Consider the following 18,989-nt stretch of genomic DNA (forward strand, 5'->3'; position numbering starts at 1 on the left):
GGCCGCCGCCTAGATGCTGATCCAGATCTCTAAAGTATTGGCGCCGATAACCGGGACCGCCCTTGCGGTCACCGGCTGGCCGGCGGCGGTGAGGTCGGCAGCCAGCAGTTCGGCGGCGCTGCGGTCGGCGTCGTTGCCGGGATTGTAGCGAACCTCGTTCTTGCCGGCGGCAGCAGCGACCCGTTCTTCGCCAGGCTTTGGAATGCCCCAGCCCAAAGCGCGCATTTTGGCGGAAAGCGCCTGGGCGTCCTCGCGCGCCATCCCTGTGAACCGGACAAAGACCGTTTGCGTGCTTTGCTGGATATGCAGCCGGTCCTTCAAAATGTTGAGCACGTCGCGATCCTTGTCGCCAATGATCGTCTGACCGTCGGCTGCCGACATGACGAGATCGCCGATCGCCCGGCGCGCGCCGGCGAACAACGGCAGCCAGTCCGGGCGGCTCCACAAGTCAGCCGGAACCCCGAGCAAGGTCTCAAGCACGTTGAGGCGCCCGGCAGGCGTCAGTTTGCCGATGCTTTGGAGACCCGCCATCTGGACCAGAGCAGCCGCGATCTTGCGCCGTTCGGGCACCGGCAGGTCCGGATTGCCGAGGGCGGAGGTCAATTCGCTGTGCACCAACAGTGCATCATTTGCGCTGTCGAGCAACTTGACGCGCCGCGCCAAATCGTCGGCCGCCGTTCCATTCGGACCGGGATTCCTCAGCGAATCCGTCCATTCTATCAGCGTGCCAAAGTTGAGGCTGGTGCGTTTTTCGAGCTCGGCAACCGGAAGCCGGTACTGCTCGGGATCGAACTGGCCCGTCGCGTCGCGCGGAATGAAAAACGCATCGACGACAAATTCCGGCTCCCCAACCCTCACGGCGGCCGGCACGGACGACACTGCGAGCTTCCAATAGGCGTAGGGCACCGGCACGCCGTCGACCGGCCGGTCGGCGGGCCGGAAGACGGGGCCGCTGAAGATCGTCACCCGATTAGCCAGTGGATTGTGCAAGGTGCGCACCCAAGCTTCGAGTGGCGCCCACATGTTGTCATAGAAACCACGCGGCTGCGGCATCGTATTGGGCAGCACATAGGTATACTGCGCCAGTTTGAGCGCAGCCGTCGCCGGATCGCCTGTGAATTCGGGGCCCCAGGAGATGTCGCTCGCGTTCGCCAGTCGCGCCGGCAACAAGCTTTGGTAATACCAACTGCGATCCGGTTGTGCGTCGCGCGGCAGGCGGACATCGTACCTCAGTCCGCCACTGGTGACCTGCAGTGTCAGCCTTTGCGACCGATCCAGATTGACCGCCGAATAGATGGCCATGCGGTGACTCCGGCCCACGATCAGCGAATAGTTGATGTAGTCCAGCGGCGTGGCCGTGAGATCGCCTACCAAATCGCCGGTTAAGCTGGGCAAGCTAACTCTGGCCTGTAAAAAATCGACCTTGTATCCGGTAAGATTACTGGGCTGCTTGTCGGTATCCTTGCCGAGCAGCGGCTGAAGTGCGCTCTGCAGCGGCGCCGGCAAGGCGCCGAGCCCGATTTCCCCGTTCTTGACCTGACCGGCCAATTCGACGAGTACCGCCTGCCGTAAATCGGGCGTCAATTCGTCCAGCGACATGCGGCCGAGTTTGAGTTGGTCGACCACAAGCACGATGGCAGACCGCAAGGTGGCCTGCGTGACTTGCTGCTCTGCGAGCATTTTGGCGGCGTCGTCTGCTTTCTTCAGGGCAACATCAAGCGCAGCTTCGGCCTGCCTGCGTGCATTCCCTGTTTCTTCAAGGGCTGTGCCAAGATCCTTGTTAAGCGCCGCCAACTTGTTCGCCGTCTCCTCGGCATTGAGCGCCGCCTGCTCGGCCTGCGCCCGCGCAATGAGAGCTTCGTTTTTCTGGATAAAAGCGAAATAGGTCACTGCCGCGAGGATTGCCCCCATCACGGCGAACACCAGGATCAGCCTGTTCCTAAGGCGATCGCGCGATTTTCTCTCCGTCTCAGCCTTGATTCCGGCCTTGATGAACTCGGCAATGTCGGGACCCTGCGGAAGCTCCGACGCCTCCTTCAGCGCTTCGCCACGCAAGAGATAGCCGGCGTAGCCGGTGTTCTTCCATTGCCGGGCCTGGGCTGCCACGCGGATGCGAAAGCGCTCGGTCAGCTCGTCCGAACTCAGCTCCTCGTCCGATGCGAGGCCGTCGCCGGATACGACACCGTCTTTGGTCGCGACCGGTTCAGGAGCGACGATTGCAATCGCTCCAGCATCGGTGATGTCACGCGATGCGGCCTCTTCCCCGACCGCAACGGCGATTGGCTCGGCGGTTTCGAGGCTGCCGCCGCCTGCGAAGGGCGCGAGACGCGCCGGACTGACATCGGCGGAGGTGATGCCGGCTCGCGTGACCAGCTCGGCGGACCAGTAGTCAAGGATGCGCTGCGCCGCGCGACGGTCTGATACCCCCGCAATGGTGCTGCCTGCGCGCCTCGCTTTGGCAAGAAATTCACGGATCGTTTGCGCATCGGGAACCGTGTTGTCGGCATTGGCGTCCGTCGTCCCGGCGCCGGCCTGATCGCTGCGGCTCATCTGGGGATCGACGGCTTGGTTGCTGCTGGCGATCCGCATCAGTTCGAGATGTGCGATCCGGATGTCGCTCAGCGTGACAAAATCGGCCGAGGCTGCGATCTCAGCGCCTGTCGCCGGTTCATCGCTCATGGCCCTAAATCCTCAATGATCTTGTGCAATGGCGTGCTGACGCGGACGATCGAGGCGCATTCCGTTTTCAGCGCCAGATCGACCTGGACGAAGCGTTGCTGGGCCTCGTCCCGGTAGGCCTCGAAGGCAAGGATGAAGTTGGTGTCGACCGTCTCGCGCGACAACTGGTCGTTGACGTCGGTGGAGTAGTCGACGAGCGTCGTCCGCCACGCTGCAGTGGGGTCGAGATCGGCAAGAACCTGGACCTTCGTCTCCAGATTTCGCCACAGCGGCGAAAACTGGAATGGCAACGACTTGTCCGCCGCCGCACCGCCTTCTATCGGTTCGATCATATCGGTGAGACTGGCCAGCTTGTTGTCGATATCCTGCCAGAGCTTGTGCTCGACGACGCGCGCATAGATGGTCGACGACAGCACCATGATCGCATCATGCGCCGCCTTTATCAGAGGAACGGACGGCTCTTCGGCAGGAAGTTTGCCGGCTATCGTATCGAGACCGCTGGCCAGAAGCCCAAAGGGCAGGTTCTTGGCGGTGACGAAAATCTGCTGGTTGAGCCGTGAGGGTACGACGCGCAGCACGGTGCGCACATCGAACAACGCGTCGTAGGCGTCAGGGGACTTGTCGTCGATTGCAGCCTGCAATTTGATCGCAGCCGCTTTCAGATCGTCGAGCCACGCCTGCTCGATATCGTGAAGCGCCGGCCCCGCGGGCAGTTCCATGACCGACTCGCCGATCGAGACGCAGAAGAGTTTCAATATTTTGAGGAAATTGCGCAGCACGCGGACCTGCTCCAGGTCGGCGCCCATGTCGCGGGCGGCGACCAGCAGGGTCTGGAAGCTGCCGATGCCATATTGAAAACTCTGCAAATGGTCGTGCAGGTCCTTGTAGGTCTTCAGAACATCGATCTGGCTGGTGACATTGGTGAGGCCGTTATCGGCGGCGAGTGTGGCCTGGATGTCCCTGGACTGCTGGTTGACGGCGTTGAAGCCCGCCAGCGCGGTGTTGACGCGATCGTCGGTCGTCAGGCCAGGCAGTTCCAGTGTTGGTTTCTCGCCCGTGGCGAGTTCATCCAGATAGGCTTTGCATAGGGCCGCGCATTGCGGATTTTGCTGGACGACCGTGTTCATCAGCGGCTGCGTCAGCTTCTTGGTCAAGGCATAGTCGAGGATGTTGAACCAGACGGTGAGTGCCGCCCCCTGCAGGTTGATCGCGCCTGCCACGATCCCAGCCTGCTTGGTTACCTGCAACCAATCGGGAGGCAATGGGTAGAGATCAGCCAGTTGAAGCCTGAGGTCGAAATAAGCGCGGATCGTTCAAACTCCCCTGGCTTTCGGTGTTGCCCTGAAATCCGCTACATCCGAAAGAATTCACGCGATTGCATTTCTCAAACCAATGCGCATTGCGATGCAAGCCCGCGACGCGCCGCCAGCCCGAGGCACCCCTAAACAGGCTTGGCCGCGAGGTCCTGGATGATGGTGTCGATCGCGATGCCCTCGTTGCGATAGTATGTGCTCTTGGTAACCGCGTTGGGCTCGGTGAGCCAGCCTCCGCTGTGATGCAGCGCAATCAGGTTCCAGTCGGTGTCGAAAACTGGCGAGCCCGACGAGCCCGGCAGCGTGTCGGTGAGATATTGAACGCGGCCGCCGCCGACGAAGGCCACGACATTGGCGACGAATGAAATCTGTTTTTGCGCGCCGCCGGGGTGCTGGATGATGTTGACACGGTCGCCGACCTTGACGGTCATGGGTTTCATGTCCAGCTCGCCCCATTTGGAGGCGTCGCCCTTGATGCGGACGGCCGACCAGTCATTATCCTTGGAGGTGCGAAGAGGCACGGCGGTGTCGATGCTGAATTCCTCGAATGGCGCGTCGAGCCCGGCGACAGTCCGCTGATAATTGAACTGGACCACGGCGCCCACCATGGAAGCATCGTCGGGCAACACGTGGTTGTTGGTGATCAGGATCCCGCCGGCGGTCATGAAGCCGGTGCCGGAACTGCCATCGGCACGCTTGATGCGCACCACCGATTTCGCCCTGATAACGCCGAGTTCAAGATAGCTGATCGGCACCAGCGTGCTTTTGTCACCGAGGATCTTTTCGAGCTGGCCCGGCGCGCCGCTCCACTTGGTGGTGGCAGGCCCTTCGACCGGTGGTGGCGGGGCATGCTGCTTTGCCTGCAGCAATGCCTCGTCGCCGGGATTCTCATCCAGCGCGAAGGCGATGAGAGTGTCGACTTTGGTCTCCTGCTTTGCGCGCTGGACAATCGCGAACCAGTTGTTGATCGCCTTGTTGTCAAAGGCGATCTGGGCCGTCGCCAGCCCGACACCTTTGGCGACACGCACGCCGTCGCCGATCATCGGATAGAGATTGGCGAGGATCCGGTTGAGGCTGGTCAGCTCGGTCTGCGTCCATTCGGTCATTGAACGCCCTAGTCCTTCTTCTTCCGCTTCCGTGACCCGGCCCGCAGGGCGATCTCCCTGCCGCGCACGGTGTCGTACTGGTCGGCGTCGATCAGCGACTGGTCGAAGCTGACGCCGGTCATTTCGGAGATTTCGGTCAGCGGGTACATGGCGCCGATGAATTCTTCGGCGACCGTGAACTCCAGTTCCGTGTCGGTGAGGTCCTGTTCGAGGACGAAACCATAGCTGGCAAGGCCGTCATTGACCCGGGCCACGACCACTTTCCAAAAGCGGCGCGGCACGAGCGCGCGAAGATTGGTGCCCTTGGGACCCTTGCCGGCGAATGTCCGGTCGTCATCGGCCAGGACCGGCCCGGCGAAGACGCAAAGCCGCTCGCTCGCCGCCTCGGACAGGACATGGTTCTCGAGATCGCCCCAGTTCTTCTCGCCGCTGTCGGAGCGGTTGTAGCCTTCGACCTGAGGCGAGCAGTTGGTGACATGGAACGAGCAGACATTGCCCCTCAGCAGACGTTCGAAGGTGCTGCCCCAGGCCACGTCATCGCGCCTGACGATGTGGCCCTTGTCGAAAGCGCCTTGATCCTTGACGTAGAAGACATCGGGGATCTGGAACTTGTCGTCGAGCCGCAGATCCGGGAACCAGCGCTCGCTGAACAGGCCGCCACGCGAATAGTCGCGGCCCTTTTCCGGCTCGCGCAGATCGCCTTCCTCGGTGACGTTGGAGGCGGTGAACAGGGCCAGCCGCCGCTTGGCGTGCATCTTGAGCGAGAAGTTCTGGTAGTCGAGCCGCGTGCCGCCGGCCTTGAGCGGCGCCAGAACGGAAGGGTCGGTGGCCTCCGGCATCGGTACCACGACCGGCGCGAGCTTGGTGCCGCCGGACAGGAATTTTTCGTCGTAGCCCTCATAGGCGGCATAGTCGGCGACCGATTTGGGAACGAACGCGCCGCCGGGGGGCGTCGGTTTGGCCGCTTCGAGTTCGACCGATTCCGTAACCGCCTCATGGGCAGGCGTTGCGCCGAGCGACACGGTGATGCGCAATGGCACTTCGAAGGTGACGCTGCCGCCGGGCGAAACGACGACACCTCCGGATGAAGGCGTCTGGGTGGCAACGCCCGGGATCCGCTTTACCCCGCCGACCTCGACCAGGTTTACGCCCTCGGCCGGCGAGGCGCCGTCGGCCTTGTTCCACCAGGCGCCCCAATCGTTGGGGCCGCCGCTGGCGGCGCTGGCGAAGTTGAGGCCGAGGTCGACGACACGCTGGTCTTTGGCCAGCGCGCCGGTGGGCACGGCGTAGTTGCGCTCGAGATAGCGGCCGGCAAAATGCAGCGCCACGACCTCGCCGGTGGCGAGGTTGATCATGGCGGTACCGGAGTTGCCGCCAGTCGTCGAACAATCATGTGTGGCCGCGTTGACGATCTTGCCGAAACTCTCGGTGCCGAAGCCGCCCTGCAGCATGCCCGGCTGCAGGCGCTTGACCTGAAAGCGGTTGCGCATGAGGTCGTTCTGGACATCGACCGCGTTGCGGTTGTCGAACGCCGGATAGCCGATGGCGACAACTTCCTGACGCAGCATGTCGCGCGCGTCGGCGACGGCGAGCGACAGCGGCTTGATGGTGTCGGGCAGGCCCTCGACTTCTAGGATCGCCATGTCCCAATAGGGATGGATCATCCGGACATTGTGGATCTTGAAGACGTTTCCTGCGGCCGAATCGCGCTTGAAGTCGATGCCGGCGGCGCGGCCATTGATGAACTGCAGATTGCGGTCACCGAGGCCTGCGGCGAAGATCTGCGCAACATGACGGTTGGTCATCAAGAGGTTGCGCCCGACGACAAAGCCGGTGCCGCCATAGGGGATGTTGGTGTTCCACAACAGTTCGATGCGCCCGATCGCCGGCAGGGTGGCTTCGATGCGCTGCTTCAATGCGGCCTCGCTGGTCAGCTTCGTCCACAGCGAGTGACCCGGTGTCGGAGCGCCGTCGAAAGTCAGCGTCGTGAAGGTCCCATCCTTGATGTCGTAGACCGGCCGTAGCTCCGGGATGATTATGGCTTCCAGATCGGCAAGCTGGTCGGGCGCGACTTCGGCCCCTCGCGCCAGATTCTCCGCACCCGCGCGCGCCGATTCAAACGCCGCTTCCGTCTTGCCGCCGTCCGTGGGCGCAAGGGATTCCAAGGCGCCACCGGCCATCGTCTCCATGTTGGCGAGGACCGATTCAGTCCCCTCGCCCCCGGTGACGAGATCGAGATATTGGCGGATACGCTGCTCTCTGCTGACCGGCATGGTCGCCCCTCCCCCAAAGGTTCTGCCAAGTAAAGAACTGTATTGCCCCATTTTAGACTGGCGCAATTCTGGCTGGCGCGCAAGGAAACAAATCAACGCGCGTCTATATGACTGAGGCGTGACGTTGGCATGTCTCTTCGCCCGCAGTCGCTCGCGCGATGTATGACGCTCGCATTATTTTAGCCCCGCCGTATGTGATCTCGATCACAGACGCTCACGCTGCTTGCGCCCACCAATTGCAACGGCGGAAACAGGCATTGCGGCTCATGCCGCCTTTTCGCGATTTCGACAGTTCTGCAAGGATTAGCAGGCACCAGAAATTTTCATCACCTAACTCTTTTCATCAGTTGCCGTCTGCACGCCTCCGGCTCCTCCCGCCGGGCGTGCAGACGGCTTTCCGCCTGGCGCAAGCCGCCACTGGGCGCAACCGCCGCTCCACGCCTTTAGAAGGCGTAATGGCAAAGGGATGAACACCGGGCTTTGATGCGGTGCACTCTTGCCGTAAACTTTGCTGATTGCGGCAATTGGGAAGTTCAACATGGCTTTTGGCGGCGCGAACGACAGAAACGATCTGCCGCGCCTGGCGCGCATCGATCCAAAGCTGTTCGATATTCTTTTCAGCGGTTGCAAGGTCGAGCGCTACGCTGCGGGCCAGCATCTGTTCGTCCAGGAAGATGCCGCCGACCGCATCTACGGGGTGATGAGCGGCACGGTGGAAATCTCGATTTATTCGCCCGGCGGCCAGAAGCTGGTGGCCAATATCGAGCTGTCGCGAAGCCTGGTCGGAGAGATCGGCGCCCTTGACGGACGGCCACGCACCGCCACTGCCATCTGTCTTACCGCGTGCGAGCTGGTGTCGCTCAGCAGGACACAACTCTTTGATCGAATTGAAAGAAATCCGCCACTGGCGCGCGCGATGATCGAACTTCTGTGCGCCAGGCTGCGCTGGGTCAGCGGCGAACTCGGCGATCAGGCCTTTTTCGGCATCGAGGCAAGGCTGGCCAAGCGCCTGGTCTTCCTGGCCGAGGTGATGGCCGATAGCGCCGGCTGGATACCGATCTCGCAATCGGAGCTCGGAGAGTTCCTCGGCGCCACGCGCGAGTCCGTCAACAAGACCCTCAATGACTGGCGCGCCCGTTCGTTCATCGCCATCAAGCGCGGCGGTCTGCGTATAACCGATGCTGGCGCATTGCGTCACATCGCCGAGTCGCAGGACGACGACTGAGGTTCCTTGCCCACGGAAGACCAGCCGAATCAGAGCCGCGAAATCAGGTAGCGCAACGCCGAGCGGCTGGGCATGAAGAAATAACCGCCACCTCGTGTGGTGACGAACTGCGGCATGTCGCGGAGCGTCGTGACCTTTTCCCATGACGGAATGGTGAACCTGCCATCACCGTCGCGCGCACCAATCGTCGGGTCCTTTTCAGCGACGAGGCCCTGGAATGTGGCCGACGAAACCCACGTTTGCTGGATGAATTCATACTGGCGCTCGATGTCGGCGTTAAGGCACATGAAGAGCAGCCCCTTTTCGACCTTGCCATTCTTGCCGTCCGGCTTCTCATAGGTGCGGCCGACCCGCAGGATACGATGGCGCTTGCCGATATTGATCTGCGTATCGCGGTCCTCACCCAGCGAATCGCGTGGGTTGGAACGGCGTATGTGCGCACCAAGTGGGCAACGATGTCCTTGCGGGTCCTCGGCGCCAGTGGCGAAGTTGTTGTCGACAACGCGTCCCGGATGATCGGGGTTGCGCACCAGTGAGCTGCCGTTCTGCCAGCGGCCGAGCATCTTGGCAGCAATCCAATCTTGCGTGACGGCTTGGTTGCCGAGTTGGCTCGCGACCAAGGCTGCAGCCTTTTTGCAGTAGTCGTTGAAGACGTCGACATGCTGCTCGAACTGGCGAACAACGAGGAATGAGCCGTTGCGGCCGAAATCGCGCGGCGGTGTCGGCAGGCCCGGAATAAGCCGGCTACGGCGCACCTGCGAAAGGATTCCGGCTCGATCGCGTGATGCGCTTACCGAGGGCGAGGCTGGATAGAACCCATGCTCGTCACGATAACCGAACAGGAACTCGCCGGGCGCGACCAGATGCATAGGCGCGGCGCCCCTGCTGGCGCGGGTTGTGCCTCGGACAATCGGCTGCGAAATCCCGTCCGCGAAACCGAAATGCTCGTAGGCTGGCCCGCGTTCCGACCTACCGTCACGCTTTGCCCCATCGGACGATTTCGCATTCGTGTCGGTCGGACCACGATTTACGACGAGCGGCAGTTCGGCGACGACCTTCATGCCGGCACCGGTCGTCTTTCGTTTCACGGTGGCAATCTCGGTCTTCAACCTTCCCGGGTCTTCAGCATAGCAGACGATGACCACGTCCACGGGGTTCGCCAGTGACCCCCACTCCCATTCGTCCGGGCCGTCGCGGCCTCGGTCGTCCAGAATGCGGCCACGCTCGGGATTGCCCATGCCATGGCGAAAGGCGATCGGAAATGTTTCCAGTGGATCGCCTTCCACCCCCTCGTCGAGCCCAAACTGCCGCAGGCCACCGGGACCAAAGGCTACTATCATAGCGCGCCCGGCGGGCCTGCCTTCGCCGAAACTCGTCTGCTCAACAACGAAATCGAGCCAGGCTCTGCGCTTGGGCGCCGGCAACTTGTCCGGCACGCGGATCGCAAGCATATGCGAATAACCGAGCGGGCCGAGCGGGCCGAAAAAGATGGACTGGATCTCGCCGGTTTCCAGCTGCTGCTCGAGAGGTGCCGGAAAAGCAGAACTGATATTGGCCAGCAGCGAGGTGGTCTTTTGAACGGTGGTCGTTTCGCTCGCCGGGCGCCGTAGCGAACCAAACAAGCTCAGCCAGTCGCGCGCCTCGTTGCCGACGGCGGAAGCAATGCCGCGCCTGATCCGGGAATTGATCCGGATGCGCGTTGTGTTGATTTGGGGATAGGCGGAGTACCAGAACAGTGTCGGCACCTGCTGGCGCCGCGCCCAGCGCTTGAAGCGATCGCCGTCACGCGCGCCGTCAAGGAACAGCCATCGTGTACGTGGATAGCCCACAGTGTTGCTCCACACGCCGGTCAGGCCAGCGGATGCCTTGGCGATGAAGTCCTCAAGATAACTTTCCCAGCTGCCACCGTAGTTGGAGAAGAACATCAATCTGTTGGAGCCCGGCAGGAGTATCCAGCGGGCAAAATGGATGGTGTTGATGGTGTTGAGGAAGCCTGGCTTGAACACCTTCTGGGCAGCTATCGAGATCAGGTAGAAGGAAAACCTGAGCGCCAGCCGCCGCAAGATGCCAGCCTTCATCGTCGAAATCGCGGTCAGATGGTTCTGCGCCGCGTGGTCCTCCTTGACGAGTATCGCGTTCAATTCAGATATGCCGATCGATGTGCTTTCCGGCTGATCTCTGTCCTCGCGGCGTCGCAGCGCCAGCAAGCACGCAAACACCAGCAGCGCCGCTGCCACCAACACTCCAAGTCCCGACAACAGAAGTGAAGTGATTGCTACGGCTATGGCGGTGAGGGAGATTTCGTGGGAACTGATGTCGATGGATCTGCCGAACACCACACTATAGGTCATGTACCAGCAAGCAGCCCAGATGATCGCCACCGTGACGAAGACCGGCGGTACCAGCAAGGTCGTCATCAGGGCACGGCCCCAATGGCCCGGCGGCTTTTCCAGCAGGCTTTCGGCCGGCTCGAACGCCCAGGCAAACGTCCCCAATGACCGAAGATGCTGGCGAGCTTCCGCGAGCACGGCGGGAGCGTTGCCGGTGCCTTGGCGTGGCCGCTCCACGATGCCGCGCACAGCTTCGAAAAGCTCTGCCTCGGCCATGATGCGCTGGACCGAATGACCGGGCGTGCCTGAAAACACCAGTCCGGCATTGCTGCCGAAGGACGGCGAGATGTCGACATTGTGCTTGCGCAGGAAATCGTTCAAGGCGCCGCTGTCACGCAGGTCGCAGACGTCCTTGAAGATCGGCCGCAGCCGGTGCCCGATGGCGTGCGTCACCGCATTGATGACATCGTCGATGCTGCCGTCGCCGGAAATCTCGAGAACCAGAGCTCCCTTTTGCTGACCGGAATCAGCGTCGATCTCGCCCGTGCCGACAACCGCCAGGCTGGTGAAATGGATAGTGCCGACAATGTCGAGCGCGGTGCGGATCTCTTTGCCGGCCGGATTGCCGAGGCTGGCAACCTTGTCGCGCACAGTGTCCAGCGATCCGGACCGGGTGACCGGGCAGACCACCGTCACCATCGACTGGGTGACCGTGCGGCAGAGTGCTGCCGGTTCGAAATCGACCTTGAGGGTTTCGGGATAAGCGCCGATGCGCGTCATCCGCCCAGCCTTGCCCGACATGCGGCGCAGGTTCTGCTTCTGGAACAGAGCGCGCAGGCTTTCGCCGATCTGGATCCTGGCGATCTCGGCGCCGATGCACTGATGGATGCCGTGGCCGAAGACCATGTAGTCGCGATGCGGGCGCGATGTATCGAACTGGTCCGGGTTCTGCACGGCGTCCGCATCGAACATCGCCGACAGCGTGGCCGGCATCACCACGGTGCCCGCCTTGACGAGGCGCTCGCGTCGCGTGCCCTTGCCGATGATCGCGTCGCGTGCGGTGTAGCGCCAAGGGCCGATCCAGATCGGCTTGAAGCGCATGGCTTCAAGGACGGCCTTGTCCAGCTTGCCGGTGTCGTTTGCAGCAAGTGCCGCGTCGATCGCCTGCCGTGCATCTGGCCGCGACAGGATCACGTCGAGGCAATTGCCGCTGGCCAGAACATTGGTCGGGACGAAGCCGGCGATCATGCCCAGCATGATCGCGTTGAGGTCGTCCCGCGACAAGCGGCCCTGGTCCATCTGGACAACCAGCCTCGCCAGCGGCTGCTCGGTCTTCAAGCCCTGGTCCCTGACCGACTGGATGGAGCGGTCGATGACTTTGAGAAGACGATCGCCCGCCACCACTGCGAGCTCGCGCATGACGGGGCTCGCCCCTGGGTCCGAAAAGAACAGCGCGCTGAGCGCGATCGACCAATCGGCGAATTCCGATTCGTCGTCGATCTCGATCCCGAAATAATCGCGGCAGATGTGCACTGGAACGAGCTTCAGCAATCCGGAGATCGCATCGAAACCGGGGCTGGCGCGCATCATGATCTCTTGCGAATGACGCGCTGCGATCGGCCTGACGACGGCTTCGACTTCGGCTGGCGGAAAGGCGCTCAGCACCGACGATTTCATGCGGCGATAGTCGGCGCCGTCCTGCATACCGAGGATGAAATTGGAGCCTCGCGCGAACTCGGTCATTTCCGGGCCGTACGGGGTTTGGAATTCGTCGCCGCGCTCCAATATGTCGCGGACATCGGCGTTCTTGGTGACGAGCAGAACCCCGAATAGTTTGCCAGTCGGGCGGAAGCGCCGCAAGAACGCCAACCACACGCGCGGATGATCTTCGACGACAAATTCGGCGATGCGCGCCAAAAGGCCCGTTTTGCGGATCCGGCCGAGATCGAAAGGTGGCATTTCCGATAGCGGTCGCTGGTTTTTCTGGGCCTCACGAATGCCGTCGAAATACTTCAGTTTGGTCATGCGCGTTCAAGCCCCCCGGCTGTCCACGTTATTGCGATGCCGGCCCTTCAACGCCTAGGTTTGCATCGGTTGTACGTATGTGAATTTTTTCACAGTTAATCGGTGTTCGGCCAGCATTGAACGCCATGCTCATTTGGCCAGTTGGAAATTGGCCACGAGGAACTCGTTCGCGGCCTTGTCGGTGAACGGTATCCAGCGCACACGCTGTTCGGAAAAATCGGGATGCCGGGTGGCGAAAATGGCCATCTCGCGCCGCGCCTGTTCCGGCCGGCCGCTGCGCATCAGGGCGCCTATTTTGAGGAACCTGGCATAGAAATAGCCCGGAGACAGGTTGAGCGAGCGGTCGGCGGCGGCGATCGCCGCTGGCCAGTTCTCGACGAAACTGTAGGCCGCAGCCAGTTCCCCCAGATTGTGGAAGCGGTAGAGGTCGAACGGGCTCAGTCGCTCGGTGTCGAGAAAGAACGGTATCGCTGACGCGGCATTGCCGAGCAGCAGCTGGGCGCTGCCCATGGCGGAACGCGCGAAGGCAAAGCTCGGATTGATGTGGATCGCTTCCTCGAGATGGTCGACCGCCGATCGCGGTTCGCCTCGCATGATGTCGACGGCGCCAAGATGGGCGTGCGGACGCGCATCCAGGCTGTCCATCAGCAAGGCCTTGCGGGCGAACTGCTCGACCTTGTTCAAATCGTCGCTGTCGCCGAACCGCAGCCATGCCCGCCAGAAATACCACCACGCCAGTTCGTTGAGCACAGCGCTCGAATTGGGGTCCTCGCGGTAGGCCTTCTGGAAGAACTCCAGCGCCGTTTCGGTGTCGCCGCGGGTGCGCCGGTTCATGTGCCAGCGTCCGCGCCGCACCAGCTGCCAGGTCTCCAGGCTTTCCCAGGGCACCTGGAAAGTGCGCGCCTGCTCCGCCCGGTCGACCTCCTTGTCGAGGATCGAAACGATCTCGGCGCCGATCTGGTCGCGCAGGTTGAAGATGTCGCCCAGGTCGCGATCGAAGCGCTGCGACCAGACCAGCCGCCCGTTGGACGCGTCCGCCAGTGAGGTGTTGAGGCGGATCTGGCCACCATTGCGCATCAGCGTGCCGCTGACGATGTAGCGCGCGCCGAGCGCGTTGCCGATCACCCGCGTGCCCAGCGTATCGTCGCGAAACTGGAAGCTGGAGCCCTTGGCGATGACCGAGAGCCACTTGGTGTTGGAAAGACCGTAGATAATGTCCTCGGCAATGCCATCGGCCATATAGCCGATGTCATGCTCGCCGCCATTGCCCTGAAAGGGCAGCACGGCGATCGCCGGCGGCCCTTTGGACGACAGCTTCTGCGGGGCGTTGACCTGAGGGATGGCCGCGAACGACGCCGCCGGCGAGGCCCCGTTGCCGCCGCGCCCGGCGATGAGGACGCGCACCGGCAGGGCAATGTTCTTCAGCATGAATTCGCCGAGATCGGTGAATTCGGCCGCCGTCGTGTCCTTCACATGGTGCCAGGTCGTCTCCGAAACGGCGAGACCGCCGCCCGGTGCGAACTCCTGGATGCGAGCGGCGATGTTGACGTCGTCGCCGTACAGTTGGCCGCCCCGCACGATGACGTCGCCGGTGTTGATGCCGGCACGAAACGGCATGCGCATGTCGTCGGCGACCGAAGCGTTGAGCGCGACGATGCGGCCCTGGAAATCGAAGGCCGCGCGCAAAGCCTCGATCGGGTTGCCGAATTCGGCCATGATGCTGTCACCGGCGTCGCCGAACGTGCGGCCGCCAAACGTGGCACAGCTGTCGGCGATGATGTCTCGCCGCTCCTCAAATGCCGCGACAGCAGACTCATCGTCGATGCCCATCAGCCGTGAAAACCCGACGGCATCGATAGAAATGATTGTCGCCAGCTGACGGGTGTAGTTCCGTACAGCCATGTTCGAGCCCCGGTCCCTTCTGGTTCTGGTCCAGCACAGGCGACGACCCGTTCCTGAAACATTCCGCCGCGCACTGAGAGAAGAAATCCCGGCGGGTTTGGCGCGCCATGCCACCCCGCCAAGACCAGAACTCTAGCAGGGTCTTGGGCAAAGCTCTACCACCATCGGGTTGTCCAGCGCAGGTCACGGCAGCGGCCATGGTTAGCCGCCGGTTACCGCAAATGCGTGGGGGGTATTCGCCCCCTCTGGGTTGCGGTTCCGGAGCGTTGCGGAAGCCACGCCTCGTTTGCCGTGGGCGGGAACAAATTGGGCTGCGAACGAGTTTCCGGTGCGATCCATGCCAACATGAAATGAGGGCAATCATGCGAAATCTTGTTTTGGCGACCGGCCTTGCACTGCTTCTCGCCGGCGCAACGGCCTTTGCCGCGGATGATGACAGGCCATTGCCGCCGCAGAATGCCCAGAAACTGTCGGCAATCATCGCCAAGGTCGAACAGCGCGACGGCTTCCGCTATGTCAAGGAAGTCGACTGGGACAAGGACGGCTACACCGTCACCTATTACACGGCCGACAAGGCGAAAGTCGAAATCACCTTCGATCCGGTGACCGCCGAACCGAAATAGCGCTGCCGCCCCTTCGGCAATTCCTTACAGCGGACTTTTTGCCTAGAGTGATGGGCAAACTGGTGCGTGAAAGTGGGGGCGGTCATGCTTTCTTCCAGCCGGGGTTCCAACTGGCTCGTGCCCGGCATTGCCTTGGCCTGCGCGATAATCTGCGGGACTGCGGCACGTGCCGAGGGACCGTCCTTCAATTGCCGCAAAGCCAGCCTGCCGGTGGAAAAGGCGATCTGTGCCGACCCGCAACTGTCGGCAATCGATGTGCTGGTCGCCAAGGCTTTTGTCGGCTTCGAACCGGCCTTTGGCGGCGACAAGCGCAAGATCGCCCGCGCGCTGATCGCCGACAGGAATGCCTGCGGGCAGGATGCCGCCTGCATCGTCAGCGCCCAGAACAACGCCCTGCAGACCTACGGCAATGCGCCGTCCTGGGTGCAGGACTACAACGTCGCCCTGATCGGCAAGAAGGCGCTCGACACCGCCGCACGCCATCCCAAAAGTCCCGACCAGCTCCTGCCCTCGTCGATCGGGCAATGCGCCTTCACCCACATCACGGCGCTAACGACGCGGCTCGGCGACGACCCGCTGGAAACCGCCAGTCCTGAAGCCGGCAGTCTGGCGCGATTCAGCAATGGCGGCGCCGGGGTTTCCTATGACCGGGAGCCCGGCCTCGCCAGTTCGAAAGTCGGCGACCCCGTCGTGATGTGCCTGATCTCGGTCCCGCGGGACTGCCCGGAGGGCGATGAACGCGGCCGTGTCTACTACGGCGTCGACCTCACGATAAAGGGCACGTGGGTGCTGCCCGATTCGCAACATATGTGCGGCGGCGCCTGAAGAGCGCCGCAAAGCACCGCTGGGTGCACTCTTGCGCCATTACGCCTTTGATGGCTCAGTGCGCGCGACAATTGCAGGGCACGGGGGTGCATTGGCGATGGTAAAGCACGTTTTGAAGCGCATCCTGATGATGTTAGCCGGCTATCTAGTGGCCGTGCTGGTCGGCCTGATCGCCGTAGTGACAATCTATGCCGCGTTGAGTGCCCTGCCCAACGCGCCTCAGTATTTCGGTTTTGCCATCGTCACCCCGCTCGCGGCGCTAGTGGTGCCACCGCTGGGCATGTTCGTCTATTTCCTGACGATCATACTGACCGGTCTGCAGACGCTGATCTTCGCGCTGATCGCCGAATTCTTCGCGCTGCGCAATTTCCTTGTGCACATGCTGTTTGGCGCTGCCGCTGCCGCGGCCGGCTTCTTCTTGATCTGGCCGGGCGCAGAAGAAGACACCCAACGCTGGGCCGATATCGGCATCATCGCCGGCGCCGGCCTGGTCGCGGGTCTCGTCTATTGGCTGATCGCCGGCCGTGACGCCGGCTTCCGGCGTCCGCTCATCCAGCGCTGATCGCACGAATCGTGCGAACGCCTATCGACTAAAATCTAAAAGAAAACAAAGAGATAGGAATGGTTCCTCGTTTCGATGAACGAGGAACCATGTGGGATCAGCTCGTCGGCGAACGCACCGCCTCGGTCGCGTCCAGCGCCTGCATCAGCCGCGTGTCGCGGTCGTACACGTCGTTGAAATACTCGACGTTGCCGGACAGGTCCGGCCAGGCGGTGAAGTATGCGACGTAGACGGGAATCTTGCGCGTCACGTCTTCGGTCGCATGGCCGTGCTTCAGCTTCTCGGCGATGTCGTCGACCGAGGTGCCGAGCACCGCCGCCGCCATGCCGCGCGGGTCTTGCAGGCGAATACAGCCGTGGCTCAGCGCGCGCATGTCGCGCTGGAAGAAGGACTTCTGCGGCGTGTCGTGCATGTAGATGGCGTGCTTGTTGGGAAAGAGGATCTTCAACTCACCGAGCGCATTGGCTTCGCTCGGCTGCTGGCGCACGCTGTAGGGAATGTTGGCGCCGTAGGCGCCCCAATTGACGGATGACGAGGGAACCCGCCTGCCGCGCGAATCGGTTACCTCGTAGCCGGCACGGTCGAGATAGCCCGGATCGCCGCGCAGCCTGGGCAGCATCTCATTGACGATGATCGACTGCGGCACGCCCCAATAGGGATGGAAATCGACCTGCTTGATCTCCTTGAAGAAGAAGGCGGTCTGGTTGGTGGTCCGGCCGATGACGACACGCGTCTTCAGCTTCTCCTCGCCATTGTCGATATAGCTGGCGGTGAAGGCGGGCTGGTTGATGAACACGCGCGGGCTGCCGAGATCGGACGGCATCCAGCGCAGTTCTTCAAGTGCTACCTGCACTTTCTGGAGCCGGTCGGCCTTGGAGGCGCCGGCGAGCGAGGCGACGGTGCGCGGGCCGATGACGCCATCGCCCTTCATGCCGGCCTTCACCTGCACGGCCTTGATGACCGGTACCAGTTCGGGAACATAGACATCGCTGGTACCGAGCCGGGCCAGGATCTCGCCATAGGCGCCGCCCATCTCGTCGTCGAGATTGCGCGCGATCAGCGTCAGCAGCTTCGGCAGTTCGGCGCTGGTCTCGCCGGGCTTCAGCAACAGCTTGGGATCGACGACGATTTCGTTTTCGGCGCTGGCCTGCAATGATTCGAGTTCGACGCGCAGCGCCTGGTATTCGGCGTTCTGCGGATGGCGCGATTCGAGATAGGTGCGCACCTGCTGGGTGCGGGCGAGCGTCTTCAGCACGCCTTCCATGTCGACCGGCTTCGGCGGAAATTCATAGTAGCCGGTGATGCGGTTGGGATCGACGCGGCCGCTCTGGGCATCATGGGCATAGCGCAGGACACGCGCCGACAGCGCCATCTCGAAGCGCACGAGCTCCTTCAGATGCGCGTCGGCATCGACCGCCGATGCATTGGCTGCCGGCACCTCGACCGTGTAGTCGGCCGGCGAGAGGCCATAGCTTGCCGCTTCGCCGAGTACCCGCACCGCATCCAGGGCGCGGGCATTGGGGTTGCCGTCGTTCACCCAGATGAAGTCGGGATTGGCCGAGTAATAGGCAATCAGCGCCTTGGCGATATCGGGCTCGGCATAGAGTTCGTAATCGCTGAGGCCTGCAACGGCTTCACGAAAGGCGGTGCTCGTCACCGACGGCACAAAGGCGGCATCCTCGGCTGTTGCCACCTGAGGGGGTGCTGCCACCAATGCCGTGAAGTCGACGCGCACCAGCCGGTCGGCCTTGTAGGTGTAGTAGCTCGGGCTGCTGATTTTGGTACCACCGCCGCCCGATACGGCGGGCGGCTTGCGCTTTGGCGGCGGTGGGAATTCGCCTTGCGGATTGTGTCTGACGCCGCCGCCGAACAGCATGTCGAACAGCCCTTGCGCGCTTGCCTGCGGCATGCCGAAGGCCAGCGTTGCCGCAACCGCAAGCGGCATCACAGTGGCTTTATTTCCCAGAAATTTCATGGATCACCCGCTCCGGCTGCAAGCCGGCTCCCGTTCCGCGCCGCTAGACGATCTTGCCAACCGCATGGCGGATGTAAGGCGCTACTATACTGATTCATACTGATTTCGTTAAGCTTCCATAAATTTCGGCGGGTCTGTTGCAGAACGGTTT

11 protein-coding genes are annotated in these 18,989 nt (G+C 62.3%); 4 read left to right on the plus strand and 7 right to left on the minus strand.

From position 1 onward, the window contains the following. Window positions 1–9 precede the first annotated feature (9 nt). From AC04SH_RS00760 to AC04SH_RS00775, 4 genes are all read right to left on the minus strand, one after another. The gene (locus AC04SH_RS00760) at window positions 10–2,589 is read right to left on the minus strand and encodes a DNA/RNA non-specific endonuclease (RefSeq protein ID WP_488573564.1); all 2,580 of its coding nucleotides are present in this window, start codon (window positions 2,587–2,589) and stop codon (window positions 10–12) included. Between the two features lie 86 nt (window positions 2,590–2,675). After that, complete coding sequence (locus AC04SH_RS00765; RefSeq protein WP_488573565.1) at window positions 2,676–3,899, minus strand: hypothetical protein; 1,224 nt, start codon at window positions 3,897–3,899, stop codon at window positions 2,676–2,678. 221 nt (window positions 3,900–4,120) lie between these two features. Then, window positions 4,121–5,098: a trypsin-like peptidase domain-containing protein gene (locus AC04SH_RS00770; RefSeq protein ID WP_488573566.1), complete on the minus strand. Its 978-nt coding sequence runs from the start codon at window positions 5,096–5,098 to the stop codon at window positions 4,121–4,123. Window positions 5,099–5,106: 8 nt separating this feature from the next. Further along, complete coding sequence (locus AC04SH_RS00775) at window positions 5,107–7,371, minus strand: DNA/RNA non-specific endonuclease (protein WP_488573567.1); 2,265 nt, start codon at window positions 7,369–7,371, stop codon at window positions 5,107–5,109. 538 nt (window positions 7,372–7,909) lie between these two features. On the opposite strand from AC04SH_RS00775, the gene AC04SH_RS00780 reads away from it, so the two are divergent. Then, window positions 7,910–8,596 carry a Crp/Fnr family transcriptional regulator gene (locus AC04SH_RS00780; RefSeq protein WP_477232549.1) on the plus strand — a complete coding sequence of 229 codons (687 nt, stop codon included), beginning with the start codon at window positions 7,910–7,912 and terminating at the stop codon, window positions 8,594–8,596. A 29-nt stretch (window positions 8,597–8,625) separates the two neighbouring features. Here the strand turns inward: AC04SH_RS00780 and AC04SH_RS00785 are convergent, their stop codons facing one another. Both AC04SH_RS00785 and AC04SH_RS00790 read right to left on the minus strand, forming a co-directional pair. Next, window positions 8,626–12,951, minus strand: a complete 4,326-nt coding sequence (locus tag AC04SH_RS00785; RefSeq protein WP_488573568.1) for a cytochrome P450 — start codon at window positions 12,949–12,951, stop codon at window positions 8,626–8,628. A gap of 129 nt (window positions 12,952–13,080) precedes the next feature. Beyond that, the gene (locus AC04SH_RS00790; RefSeq protein ID WP_477232551.1) at window positions 13,081–14,853 is read right to left on the minus strand and encodes an adenylate/guanylate cyclase domain-containing protein; all 1,773 of its coding nucleotides are present in this window, start codon (window positions 14,851–14,853) and stop codon (window positions 13,081–13,083) included. Between the two features lie 362 nt (window positions 14,854–15,215). Between AC04SH_RS00790 and AC04SH_RS00795 the strand changes: the two genes are divergently transcribed. From AC04SH_RS00795 to AC04SH_RS00805, 3 genes are all read left to right on the plus strand, one after another. After that, the gene (locus AC04SH_RS00795; protein WP_192254054.1) at window positions 15,216–15,476 is read left to right on the plus strand and encodes a PepSY domain-containing protein; all 261 of its coding nucleotides are present in this window, start codon (window positions 15,216–15,218) and stop codon (window positions 15,474–15,476) included. An 84-nt stretch (window positions 15,477–15,560) separates the two neighbouring features. Continuing rightward, entirely contained in the window at window positions 15,561–16,301 is a 741-nt protein-coding gene (locus AC04SH_RS00800; RefSeq protein WP_488573569.1) for a lysozyme inhibitor LprI family protein, read from the plus strand. A 97-nt stretch (window positions 16,302–16,398) separates the two neighbouring features. Beyond that, a complete protein-coding gene (locus AC04SH_RS00805; protein ID WP_488573570.1) occupies window positions 16,399–16,863 on the plus strand; it encodes a hypothetical protein in 465 nt (154 codons plus the stop codon). Window positions 16,864–16,960: 97 nt separating this feature from the next. Here the strand turns inward: AC04SH_RS00805 and AC04SH_RS00810 are convergent, their stop codons facing one another. Further along, on the minus strand, window positions 16,961–18,838 hold the full coding sequence (locus AC04SH_RS00810; RefSeq protein ID WP_488573571.1) for a L,D-transpeptidase family protein: 1,878 nt from the start codon (window positions 18,836–18,838) through the stop codon (window positions 16,961–16,963). Window positions 18,839–18,989: the final 151 nt, after the last annotated feature.

Source organism: Mesorhizobium sp. CNPSo 4688, from assembly GCF_057784295.1.